Here is a 12,742-nt window from a genome sequence, read left to right on the forward strand (position 1 = left end):
ATGGCCCACCCTCATCGTCCGCCAATCCTGTTGAACGAGCCGCAACGCCGCCTCCTGATGCAGTTGCGGATCGAGGGGGCCGCGCCCCGCACGCGCCTGGCCCAGCTATTGGGCATGAACGGCGCGACGATGACGCGCCTGACCCAGTCGCTGCTGGCGCTGGACCTGATCGAGGAACTGGACCCGCATGATGCGCAGGTGCGCGGGCGGCCGATGGTGCCGCTGACCGTCTGCGGCCGGGGCGGCTGGGCGATCGGTGCGACCCCGCATCCTGGCTGGCTGGAACTGGTGATCGTCGATTTCCGGGGGCGGCCGCTGGTCCATGACACGGCTCCGTTCGACAGCCCCGACCCGCGCGTCTTCGCGCAAAGCGTCGAGGCGCGGTTGCAGGTGCTGGCCGCGACCCATGGCTTCATGCGCGGCCGGTTCCTGGGCATGGGCGTGGCGGTGCCGGGCTATGCCGTTCCCGGCGACCGCAACCGCCGGATCGTCGTCGACCGGGTGGCCGGGTGGAATGAGGTGCCGCTCGCCGACATGCTGGGCGACGCGCTGGGCATGCCGGTGTGGATCGAGAATGACGCCAGCGCGGCGGCGCTGGCCGAATATTATCAGGAGGGGGTCATCGGCCGCTACCGATCGGTCCTGACGCTGTTCCTGGGGCACGGCATCGGCGGCGGGCTGATCGCCGAACGCGACCTGTTCCTGGGCGAACACGGCAATGCCGGGGAGGTTGGACGGCTGTTTCCCGGCCATGGCGAGCGGCCATCGGGGATCGACCTGCTCCGCGTCCTGCGCGAGGCCAGGGTGTCGATCGATTCGCTCGCCGATATCGAGGGCCTGCTCAATGCACAGGCGCCGCTGATCGCCGCCTGGACCGATCGGGTGATCGAGCAGTTGGACCAGGCCGTCATCAGCGGCACCGTCTGGCTCGATCCCGGCGCGATCATCGTCTCCGGCGCGCTGCCCCTCGCGCTGCTCCGGCGGATCGCGGAGGGGTTGTCGGTTCGGTCACGCAATCGCAGCGATGGCTATCGATCCACTTTGCCCATGATCCATGCCTCGTCGATCGGCAGCCGGGCGGTGGTGATCGGCGCGGCGATGATCCCGGTGCATGCCGTCACCGCCCATCAGGCGGGGATTTAATTACATGTAAGCAAATAAAACTGTCATCGATTGCAGCCAAAGCCCCCTCATCCAGACCATCGGGGGTTTACCATGAAGAACAGATTGTTGGTGGGCGCGGCGCTGTGCGTCACGCCGATCCTGACTCAGCCCGTATCGGCCCAGACCCGGGCGGCCGCGACGACCGCCAAGCCCGACGCGGACGCGCCGGCGCAAGATGAGGCCCATTCGGACGTCATCGTCACCGGCTCGGCCCGTCAGCAGCGTCGCTTCGACGTGTCCTACGCCGTCAATTCGCTGTCGCAGACCGATATCCAAAAGCTCGCGCCCAAGAGCACGACCGACCTGATCGGCACGCTGCCCGGCATCCATGTCGAGGCGACCGGCGGCGAGGTGCAGAACATCACCCGCGTGCGCGGCATTCCCACCGATCGCGGCTTCCTTTATTACCAGCAGGACGGCCTGCCGCTGTTCCAGGAACTGGACGGCTGGTTCTTCAACCAGGGCGACGGCATGAACCGCCTCGACCTGATGACCGACCGGATCGAGGTGGTGCGCGGCGGCCCCTCGCCCATCTATGCCAGCACCGCCGCCGCCATCGCCAATGTCATCACCGTGACCGGCACCGCTACGACGCGCGGCAAGGTGCAGGCGACGCTCGGCGATACCGGCTATTACCGCCTCGACGCCTATCGGGCGGGGCCGCTGAACGACGACACCTATTATGCGGTCGGCGGCTTTCTGCGCTATCATGACGGCTATCGCGATTCCGGCTTTCCCAGCGATCGCGGCGGTCAGATCCGCGCCAATATCAAGCATGACCTAGCGAACGGCTTCATCAAGCTGTCGGGGCAATATACCGACGACCACAATGTCTTCTATCTGTCGATCCCGACCAACGATCCGCGCAATCCGTCGGTCAGCCTGAACCGCTATATCGACTATTTCACCGGCACGCTGAACACGCCCGCGCTGCGCAATGTCAGCATCGGTTATCGCGATGCCTTGGGCACGATCCAGACCCAGCGCGGCGACCTGGCCAATGGTCGCCACATGCAGTTCGGCAATGTCGCGGTCGATTATGAAGGCGATCATGGCGACTGGCACGTCTCCGCCAAGGGCGGCTTGACGATGGGCAAGGTGCATTTCGACGCCTTCTACTCGACCTCCAACCCGGTCGATGCGAAGACCTTCGCCGGCAATTACCTCGCCGCCGCGACCACCGCCTTCGGGCCGAACGTCGCGCGCATGGGGTACAGCATCGCGGGCAGCAGCGCCCTGACCGCCTATGATCCCTATGCCGATTCCGGCCTGGTCATGCAGGCGCAGTATCGCTCGATCCAGACCGACTTCTACGCGACGCAAGGCGACCTGTCGGTCACGCGCAAGTTCGAGACCGGTATCGGCAGCCATGACATCCGCATAGGCACCTATGGCTCGCTCTGGGGCCAGAAGATGTTCACCGCGTACCAGAATTATCTGGTTCAGGTGAAGTCGCAGCCCCAGACGCTGGACCTCGCGGCCTATTCGGCGAACGGCGCGGTGCTGGGCTATGTCACCGACAATGGCTCGCTCAACGATGCGGTGTCGCTCAACGCCGGCAGCGTCGATGGCCAGATGATCGCGCTTTACGGCACCGACACCTGGGACATCACCGACCGGCTGCGCTTCGACGCGGGCATCCGCCACGAATGGTATAGCTATAGCGGCCTTGCCCGCCTGACCGGCTCTTATAATCTGGGCAATGCGACGACCCTGGCCGACAACAGCACGCGCGGCTTTACAGGCGCGGTCGGCACGCTGCGGCTGAGGCAGCAGGCGAGCAACTGGACGGTCGGCGCCAATTACGATGTGAACGGTCATATCGGCATGTATCTGCGCGCCTCGCAGCTCGAAGTACCGTCCAACACCACGATCGCCTTCAGCTATCCCACGCCGCCCGCGATCGCGACCAAGGCCAAGCTGTACGAAGCCGGCGTCAAGCTGGCCTATGCCGGGTCGTATCTCTACGTCACCGGCTTCTACACGAAGTTCGATCCGCTCAATGCGAGCTTCGCCGGGTTCAACCCGGCCACGGGCCGCGCCGACGTGACCACGACCTTCATCGGCACCGCCGAGACCAAGGGCATGGAGGCGGACGGCCGCCTGAAGCTGGCAGGCCCCTTCTCGCTCGCCGGCTCGGTGACGTGGCAGAATCCGCGCTACCTGAACTTCAGCAGCAACACCGGCCTCGACGGCAGCCGCGCCAATGGCAAGCAGATCATCCGCGAGCCCAAGCTGTTCCTGAACGTGCGGCCCACCGTCGACTTCCAGATCGGCGGCGCGGAGGTCAGCCTTTACGGCCGGTACGACTATGTCGGACGTCGCTATACCGACTTCTTCAACTCCACCGATCTGCCCGCCTATGGCGCGTTCGGGCTGGGCGGGATCGTGTCGTCGGGCGCGTGGCAGTTCCAGTTGGTCGGCGACAACATCACCAATGCCCACGGCTTCACCGAGGGCAACACGGCGGGCGACCGGTTCGGCCAGGGCGTGCCGACCGCGATCTTCGGCCGGCCGCTGTTCGGCCGCAACGTGCGCCTGATCGTCAGCCGCAAATGGTGAGCCGCGCCTGACCCTCTCGACAAGGTGGGCGGCCCGATACGGCCGCCCGTCCCTCCCGTCCTTTCCGAAAGCCCGTCATGCACCGTCCGCTTCTGGCCCTTGTCGCCGCCTGTTCCGCCTGCACCGCCGCCCATGCCTCGCCCATCGACACGATGCACCGCATCCGTGATCCGCTGGGCGGCCTGATCGTCATCGCTCATCGCGGCTGTCACGAGGCGGCTTCGGGGCACAAGCTGGCCAGCACGCCCGAAAACTCGCCCGCCGCGCTAATGCAATGCGTGGCGCTGGGGGCCGATGTGATGGAAACCGATGTGCGGCGCAGCCGTGACGGTCATCTCGTCATCATGCATGACGAGCGCGTCGATCGGACGACCGACGGAACCGGCAAGATCGCCGACCTGACCCTGGCGCAGTTGAAGGCGCTTCGGCTGCGTCAGGACGAAGGTGGCCCGACGGCCGCGATCACGGACGAGCGTGTCCAGACGCTCGACGAACTCCTGGCGCTCGCCAAGGACCGGATCGTCCTCAACCTCGACGTGAAAGATGCCATTTATGGCGAGGTCGTCGATGCCGTGCACCGCGCAGGCGCGCAGGACCGGGTGATCGTGAAGACCTTCGCCGGGGTCGCCTCGGTGCCGCTCGCCGCCATCGCCCCCTATGACCGCGTGCCGTTCGCACCGATCCTGATCACCGCCGATCCGGACGCGGTGGATGTACCCCGGATCATCGACCAGCAGATGCGCGGAGCGGTCAAGCCGATCGCCGTCGAATTGCCGGTGCTGCCGGTCACCACCCTGCCCTCGGTCCTGCGCCGCGCCAAGGCGCTGGGCGTCCCGGTATGGATCAACACGCTGTTCCACGGCTTCGTCACCGGCATGGGCGGCGATCCCGAGGCGCGTCGCGATCCGGCCGCCGTCTGGGGCCGTCTGGCGGATATGGGGGTCCGGCTGTTCCAGACCGATGCGGTGGAGACGCTGCTCGATTATCGTGCCCGCCGCGCGCGTGACGCCATGAAGTGACGCGAGCCCTGGGCCCCGCCGTTCAAGGCGCGTTCGGATCTGTGGGAGCCCGGATCGCTCCAGTGCGTTTCTGACCCGAAATGAGGGAGTAACGCATGTATAAGCGACTGGGCACGCCGTTGGTGTTGGGATTGCTGCTGGCGGCTTGCAGCGGTCAGGGAGCGCAGGACCAGAACGGATCTTCCGCGACGAATGAGGCGGCGGGCCCCGCGCGGTGGAGCGACCGGACCAAGACCCAGTTGCGTCAGGCGATCGATGCGCGTGCCGCGCACGGGCTCGATCATATGACCTTCAATATCTCGTCCGGCGATGACGGCGCCGTGACCGATGAGGCGCTGCGCTTCGCCTCGGCGCTGGCGCGCGGGGCGACCGATCCGACCAAGCTCTACGAAGTCTATACCATTCCCAGGCCATCGCCCGATCTGAAGGCCGGGCTGGCCAACGCGCTGCGCTCGGGCGATCTGACCAAATGGCTCGATGGCCTTGCGCCGCAGGACAGCAACTACAAGAAGCTGTCCGACGCCTATCTCAAGCTGAAGCAACAGCCGCAGGGCAATGACGGCCAGGTCGTCGACACCGGCGAGGCCATCAAACCGGGGGCAAGCGATCCCCGGATGCCCGCGATCGTGCGGGAACTGGTCATCCTCGATTACCTCACCCCCGATGCGGCGCAGGGGGATCGCTATACGCCGGCGATCGGCGATGCCGTGCGCCGGATGCAAGCCGATTACGGAATGAAGCCCGACGGGATCATCGGCAATGAGGCACTAGCCATTCTCAACATGTCGGATGCCGATCGCGCGCGGGCCATCGCGGTCGCGATGGAACGGCTCCGGTGGCTGGAACGCACCCCGCCCGCGACGCGGATCGACGTCAATATCGCGGCCGCGCGGCTGAGCTATTGGCGGGACGGCAAGATCGTCGACAGCCGCCGGGTCGTCGTCGGCGAGCCGGATACCGAGACGCCGCAGCTGGGCTCGCCCATCTTCCGGCTGGTGGCCAATCCGACCTGGACCGTGCCCCGCTCGATCCAGAAGAAGGAACTGGCGCAAAAGGGCGCCGGCTATCTGCGCGCGAACAATATGGAATTGAAGGACGGCTGGATCGTCCAGCAGCCCGGGCCTAAAAACTCGCTCGGTCTGGCCAAGTTCGACATGCAGAATGACCATGCCATCTATCTGCACGACACGCCGGCCAAGCCGCTGTTCGCCATGGTCCAGCGCCAGCGTAGCCATGGCTGTGTCCGCGTCGAGGATGCGCTGGGCTTTGCCGAGATGCTGGCCAAGGACGAGGGCGTGGTGGACGAATGGCACCGCGCTCGCGAGACGGGCAAGGAGACCTTCGTCAAGCTGCCGCGCCAGATCCCGGTCCGGTTGCTCTACCAGACCGTATTGTTCGACAAGGACGGCGAGCCGATCGTCCGCAACGATCCCTATGGCTGGGACGATCGGGTCGGCTCCGCGCTCGGCTTCAAGGCCGGCAAGGCACTACGCGTCCAAAGCGGCGCGGCTGATGTCGGGCCCTGATCAGGCGGAGAAGGGATTGGCAAGGCACGATCGGGTGCCTTGCCCCCGGGCCGTGTGGGAACCACGTGCTCCATGGGGCAAAATCCCTATCGAAAACAGGCGGATGACGCGCCGCATAATGCAATCGATGACAGTGATCGGGTTATCCCGTTTTGCCGAATGAACCCGGATTTCTAAGCCGGCCCCTGACGAAAACGACAATCAAAGGGGTCTTATGCCGATTGCACCCATTTCCCTGATCGCTCTGGCGGCCGCACTCGCCGGCGCGCCGCAGCAGGTCGAAGGTCCGAAGCCGAACAAGGCCGCCACCGCCGCCAAGACCGTCACCCAGGATCCGCCCGCGCCGGTCGTCGCCAAGCCCGGCGGCATGACCAACCGCGACTGGTGGCCCAGCCGCCTCGACCTGACGGCGCTGCGCCAGCATGAGGACACGCGCGCCAATCCGTACGGCGCCGATTATGACTATGTGAAGGAATTCAACAGCCTGGACATGGCGGCGGTCAAGGCCGACATCCGCAAGGTCCTGCACACCTCACAGCCCTGGTGGCCGTCCGACTATGGCAATTACGGCCCCTTCTTCATCCGCATGGCCTGGCACAGCGCGGGCACCTACCGCGCGGGCGACGGGCGCGGCGGCTCGGACGGTGGCGAGCAGCGTTTCGACCCGCTCAACAGCTGGCCCGACAATGTCAGCCTGGACAAGGCCCGCCGCCTGGTGTGGCCGATCAAGCAGAAATATGGCCGCAAGCTCAGCTGGGGCGACCTGATGGTGCTCAGCGGCAATGTCGCGCTGGAGGATATGGGCTTCAAGACGGTCGGCTTCGCTGGCGGTCGCGTCGACGCCTGGCAGCCCGACGTCGTCTTCTGGGGCCCCGAGACCAAAATGATGGGCACCGAGCGCTCCAACCCGGACGGCTCGCTGAAGCGTCCGCTGGCGGCGACCACCATGGGCCTCATCTACGTCAACCCGGAAGGACCGAACGGCAACCACGATCCGATCGGCGCCGCCGCCGACATCCGCCGCGCCTTCGGCAACATGGCGATGAACGACGAGGAGACGCTGGCGCTGATCGCGGGCGGCCATACCTTCGGCAAGGCGCATGGCGCGCATGCCCAAAAGGCTTGCCTCGGCGTCGAGCCCACCGCCGGCGCGATCGAGCAGCAGGGCATGGGCTGGGCCAACAAGTGTGGCAAGGGCAATGCCGAGGACACGATCACTTCGGGTCTCGAAGGCGCCTGGTCGGCCACGCCGACCCAGTTCACCACCCAATATATCGACAATCTCCTGAACTTCGATTGGGTGAAGACCAAGAGCCCGGCGGGCGCGACCCAGTGGGTGCCGACCGATCCGGCGGCGGCGCAGCTCGTCCCCGACGCGCATCTGGCCGGCGTGCGCCACGCACCGATCATGTTCACCACCGACATGGCGCTGAAGGATGATCCCGCTTTCCGCAAGATCCTGGAAAGCTGGCAGAAGAATCCCGATCTGTTTGCCCAGGCCTTTGCCCGCGCCTGGTTCAAGCTGACCCACCGCGATCTGGGGCCGCGCGGCCGCTATCTGGGTAAAGATATTCCGGGCGAGACCTATAACTGGCAGGATCCGCTTCCGGCCGCCAGCTTCGCACCCATCGGTGCCGAGGATCAGGCCAAACTGAAGGCGATGGTGCTCGCCTCGGGCCTGTCGGGTCCGGCGCTGATCCGTGCCGCCTGGGCCTCGGCCTCGACCTTCCGCAGCACCGACATGCGCGGCGGGGCGAACGGCGCGCGGGTGCGACTCGATCCGCAGCAGGGTTGGGCGGTCAACGATCCGGCCGAACTGAAGACAGTGCTGACCAGGCTGACCGCGATCCAGAAGGATTTCGCGCGCAGCGGACGCCAGGTGTCGATGGCCGACTTGATCGTGCTGGGCGGCAACGCGGCGGTCGAGCGGGCGGCGCAGGCCGGCGGCGTTCCGGTCAGCATCCCCTTCACCCCCGGCCGTGTCGATGCCACCCAGGTGCAGACCGACCCCACCTCCTTCGCCCATCTGGAACCGGTCGCCGACGGCTTCCGCAACTATTACGGGCCCAAGGCGGAGGTCAGCGCGCCTGTGGCGCTGGTCGACAAGGCCGATGCGCTCGACCTGACCGTGCCGGAAATGACCGTGCTGGTCGGCGGGATGCGCGCGCTGAACGCCAATAGCGGCGGGTCGAAGAACGGCGTGCTGACCACCCGTCCGGGGACTCTCAGCAACGACTTCTTCGTCAATTTGCTGACTATGGACACGGTGTGGTCCAAGTCGGCGACGCCGGGCCTGTATGAGGGCAAGGACCGAGCGACCGGCGCGGCCCGCTGGACGGCGACGCCGGTCGACCTGATCTTCGGGTCGAACAGCGAATTGCGCGCCGTGGCGGAGGTCTATGCCGCCGACGACGCCAAGGAAAAGTTCGTGAACGACTTCGTCGCGGTATGGACGAAGGTCATGAACGCCGATCGCTTCTGATCGAAAAGGGGGCCGGCGAGGTTTGCCTTGCCGGCCCCCCATTTCCTCCCCGTGCAGGGGCGGAAGAGTTTAGATCAGCTTGAGGATCGCCTGCGCGGTCTCGGAGATGTCCCGAGCAATCAGCGTCGGCTGCGGAATGCCTTCCAGAGGGATAGCCGCGTTCACACCCCGCGTGATCAACGCCGCCTTCCACCCGAAGGATTGTGCCCCGATCGTATCCCAGACATGCGCGGCGACCAGCCATGTCGTCTTCGGATCGGCCTCCATCTCCTTCTGCACCAGCGCATAGGTAGCAGACGCGGGCTTGAAGCAGCGCACGGTATCGACCGTGAATTTCCTGTCGAACAATTCGCTAAGCCCGGCCTTGTCGAGCGGATCAGGACCGCTGCTCTTCGGTGAATTGGTCAGCGTGACCAGCGAACACCCCGCCTCTTGCAGAAGCCTCAACCCGGCCGCGACGTCACCGTGCACCGGCATGTCGCGCAACAGGCCCTTGAGTTCCTCGACATCGCTATCGGCAATAGCCACACCGTGGATCCGGCCGAGCATGTGCAGGATGCCACCGCCCAGCTCTCCAAAGGGCAGATAGGAGCCCGTCAACGACAGCGACTGCGAATAGAGGATCAACTGGGCGAACCATTCCCGCATCCGCCCTGGAGCACCGAACAGGCGGGCGAAGAGCGGTTCGAGCGTGTCGATGTCGAGCAGGGTCTCATTGACGTCGAACACGATCAGCGGACGTTTCGTCAAACGCGAGCCCTCTCACATAAAAAACTGCGCCACCAACTCGGCGGCGCAGGCGAAGTTTCCGGGACTGCCGGCCGGGAGTGCACCGGCCGGCTCCCCACGCTCAGTCTTCGATACGGCGGCGGAAGGTCTCCGGCAGGAAGACGATGCCGATCGCCAGCGTGATCGCAGCCAGCACGACCGGATACCAGAGGCCGTAATAGATATTACCGGTCGCCGCGACCATGGCGAAGGCGGTGGTGGGCAGGAAGCCGCCGAACCAGCCATTGCCGATATGATAGGGCAGCGACATCGAGGTGTAGCGGATGCGGCTGGGGAAGAGTTCGACCAGCAGCGCGGCGATCGGGCCATAGACCATGGTGACCAGGATCACCATGAACCACAGGATCAGAACGACCTTGGCCTTGTTCATCCCCTCCGCCTTGGTCGGATAGCCCGCCGCCGTGATCGCAGCCTTGAGCTGGTCCTGATAGGCGGTGATCGCAGCCGCACGCTCGGCCCCGGTCACCTTGGCCGGATCGGGCGCCGTGAAGCTCTGCCCGCCGATCCGCACCGTGGCGATGGTACCGGCCGGCGCCTCGATATTGGTGTAGTTGATGCCGTTCTTCGCCAGGAAGGACTTGGCGATGTCGCAGGACCGCGCGTCGAACTTGTTCTTGCCCACGGGGTCGAACTGGAACGAGCAGTCCGCATCATGGCTGACGACCGTGACCGGCGACGCCGCCTGAGCGCGGGCCAGCGCCGGGTTGGCGGCGTCGGTCAAAGCACCGAAAAGCGGGAAATAGGTCAGGCAGGCCAATGCACAGCCCGTCATGATGATCGACTTGCGTCCGATCCGGTCGGACAGCCAGCCGAAGAAGACGAAGAAAGGCGTACCGAACAAGAGCGCCACCGCCATCAGGACGTTGGTGGTCGCGCCATCGACCTTCAGCATCTTTTCGAGAAAGAACAGCGCGTAGAATTGCCCGGTATACCAGACGACGCCCTGCCCCATCGCCGCGCCAAACAGAGCGATCAGGACGATCTTCAGGTTGGACCAGCGACCGAATGCCTCGGTCAGCGGCGCCTTGGAGACGGTGCCCTCATCCTTCATCTTCTGGAAGACGGGGCTTTCGGACAGTTGCAACCGGATCCACATCGACACGCCGAGCAGGATGATCGAGACCAGGAAGGGTAGACGCCAGCCCAGATCGCCGAAGAATTCCTCACCCAGCGCGGTACGGAAGCCGATGACGACCAGAAGCGCCGCGAACAAACCCATGGTCGCCGTCGTCTGGATGAAGCTGGTATAGAGACCGCGACGGCCGGCGGGCGCATGCTCGGCGACATAGGTCGCCGCCCCGCCATATTCGCCGCCCAGCGCGAGCCCCTGAAGGATGCGCAAGAGCACGAGAATGATCGGCGCGGCCACCCCGATCGTGCTATAGGAGGGGAGCAGGCCGACCGCGAAGGTCGACAGGCCCATGATGCCCATGGTGACGAGGAAGGTGTTCTTGCGCCCCACCATGTCGCCGATCCGGCCGAACACGATCGCGCCGAACGGCCGCACGGCGAAGCCCGCCGCGAACGCGCCCAGCGCCAGGATAAAGCCCGTCGTCTCGTTCACGCCCGAGAAGAAATGCCGCGAGATATAGGTCGCGAGCAGGCCGTAGAGATAGAAGTCATACCATTCGAACACGGTGCCCAGCGACGAAGCGCCGATCACCAGCTTGTCATTCTGCTTTACGGCGGAGCCATGCGCCCCGCCGCTATCATAGGTCGTCGCCATGCGATCGCTCCTCCGTCTAGAAACCATATTTGAAGGCGAATTCGATGCGATCCAGCGCACCCCGGTCACCCGAGGTCAGCTCGCGGATCGCGTGTCGGTATTCGACGCCGATGTCGAAGCCCTTGCCGGGCGACCAGAACAGGTTGGCTGCCCCGCTATACGCCTTGGCATTGGCCAGGCCGGTCAGCAGGAAGCCGTCCGGATAGCGCGCGTCCTGATAGCTGCCCATGAAGGTCGAGCGGATCGTCGGCGTCCAGCCCAGCTTGAGCGCGGCGAAGGCGGCGAAATTGCCGATCGTGCGCAACCGGTTGCCGACCGCCCCGCCATAGATCGCGTCGGGCACATACCCCAGGCCCAGGTAACGACCGATACCGTCGCCATAGGTGACCATGAAGCGCAGGTCGCTGAGCTTGCTGAGCGGCACCTTGCCCGAGCCGGACAGGCCCCAGCCAAAGGCCGTGTCGCCGACGCCCAGCGTCTCGGTCCGCAGCTGGCGTGCGATACCCGCTAGCGCGAAGTCGCCGAAGGAGGGTTTCCAGTTGAGCCGGGCGACGATGTCTGGGACATTGTCGTCATCGGTATCGACCAGCGCCGGATTGTTCGGCAGCGCCGTCTCGGTCTCCGGATTCTCCAGCGCGACCTGAAGCGTCAGCTGCTTCGACAGCGGCGTCGAATAGCGGATCAGCGCCTGGCGGTTGAACACCGTGCCGTCGAGCGGGCCGACGAAATCGGTCGTCTCGGGCAACACGCCGATATTCTGGAAGGTCGACCATTCCTGTCCGACCAGCAGGCCGCCATATTCGATGAACCCGCGCCGGAAGGTCGGCACATAGGGATTGGTCGCCCGCTGCGCGCCGACCGGCGCTGTGGCGAGCGCGAAGTCGAATTCGACCAGTGTCTTGGCCTCGATGCCATTGACCGGCGTCGCGGTGCTGACCGACAATCGCGTCTGCCGGGCCGAGAAGAGGAGGTCCTGGCTGGAGAAATTGCCGCCGACCGGGATCTGCTGCGGCAGGAAGAATTCCTTGCCCAGCCCGCCGACCGCGACCTCGCCCGCATTATAATGGCTGCCAATCACGTTGAGGCGGACGAAGCCGCCGATCTTGACCGTGGTGTTGCCGACCCGGAACCCATCGGTGGGGGCTGCGGCCAATGCTCCGACACTGCTTTCCGAACGGCGGCCCTGCGGTGCCGGACCGGTCTGGGCGGCGATGGCGGGCGTTGTGGTGGAGGCGCCTGCCCCCGTCCCGCTCGGTGCGACCTGGGTGATCGCGACGGGGCCGGTTGCGGGCGCCGCCGGCCGATTGCGAAGTTCGGCGCGCAGATCCTGAACGGCCTGCTCCAACATCTTGAGCCGCGCTTCCAGCTCGGCCTCTCGCGCGGTCTGGGCCATGACGGGCACCGGCACGCTCGCCGCCAGCCCGACACCCGTCCACCACGCGACTTGGCGCGCTCGCCATGCACCTTTCTGCAC

Annotated in this window: 8 protein-coding genes; 5 read left to right on the forward strand and 3 right to left on the reverse strand. The window is 65.6% G+C overall.

Annotated features, from left to right (window positions below):
- The 5 genes from SP6_RS10800 to katG all read left to right on the forward strand — a co-directional run bounded on the left by SP6_RS10800 (position 1) and on the right by katG (position 8,753).
- Positions 1-1,143 carry an ROK family transcriptional regulator gene (locus tag SP6_RS10800; protein ID WP_042468936.1) on the forward strand — a complete coding sequence of 381 codons (1,143 nt, stop codon included), beginning with the start codon at positions 1-3 and terminating at the stop codon, positions 1,141-1,143.
- 72 nt (positions 1,144-1,215) lie between these two features.
- Entirely contained in the window at positions 1,216-3,726 is a 2,511-nt protein-coding gene (locus tag SP6_RS10805) for a TonB-dependent receptor (protein ID WP_042468937.1), read from the forward strand.
- 77 nt (positions 3,727-3,803) lie between these two features.
- A complete protein-coding gene (locus tag SP6_RS10810) occupies positions 3,804-4,745 on the forward strand; it encodes a glycerophosphodiester phosphodiesterase family protein (RefSeq protein ID WP_007404874.1) in 942 nt (313 codons plus the stop codon).
- Between the two features lie 95 nt (positions 4,746-4,840).
- Positions 4,841-6,271 carry a L,D-transpeptidase family protein gene (locus tag SP6_RS10815; RefSeq protein WP_007405000.1) on the forward strand — a complete coding sequence of 477 codons (1,431 nt, stop codon included), beginning with the start codon at positions 4,841-4,843 and terminating at the stop codon, positions 6,269-6,271.
- Positions 6,272-6,485: 214 nt separating this feature from the next.
- Complete coding sequence (katG, locus tag SP6_RS10820) at positions 6,486-8,753, forward strand: catalase/peroxidase HPI (protein WP_037568498.1); 2,268 nt, start codon at positions 6,486-6,488, stop codon at positions 8,751-8,753.
- Positions 8,754-8,822: 69 nt separating this feature from the next.
- Here katG and SP6_RS10825 read toward each other — a convergent pair whose 3' ends face one another.
- From SP6_RS10825 to SP6_RS10835, 3 genes are all read right to left on the reverse strand, one after another.
- The gene (locus SP6_RS10825) at positions 8,823-9,503 is read right to left on the reverse strand and encodes a haloacid dehalogenase type II (RefSeq protein WP_007405029.1); all 681 of its coding nucleotides are present in this window, start codon (positions 9,501-9,503) and stop codon (positions 8,823-8,825) included.
- Between the two features lie 100 nt (positions 9,504-9,603).
- Positions 9,604-11,268: an MFS transporter gene (locus SP6_RS10830; RefSeq protein ID WP_007404925.1), complete on the reverse strand. Its 1,665-nt coding sequence runs from the start codon at positions 11,266-11,268 to the stop codon at positions 9,604-9,606.
- A gap of 16 nt (positions 11,269-11,284) precedes the next feature.
- A complete protein-coding gene (locus SP6_RS10835) occupies positions 11,285-12,742 on the reverse strand; it encodes a DcaP family trimeric outer membrane transporter (RefSeq protein ID WP_007404902.1) in 1,458 nt (485 codons plus the stop codon).

The organism is Sphingomonas paucimobilis NBRC 13935, assembly GCF_000739895.2.
Classification (GTDB): Bacteria; Pseudomonadota; Alphaproteobacteria; order Sphingomonadales; family Sphingomonadaceae; genus Sphingomonas; species Sphingomonas paucimobilis.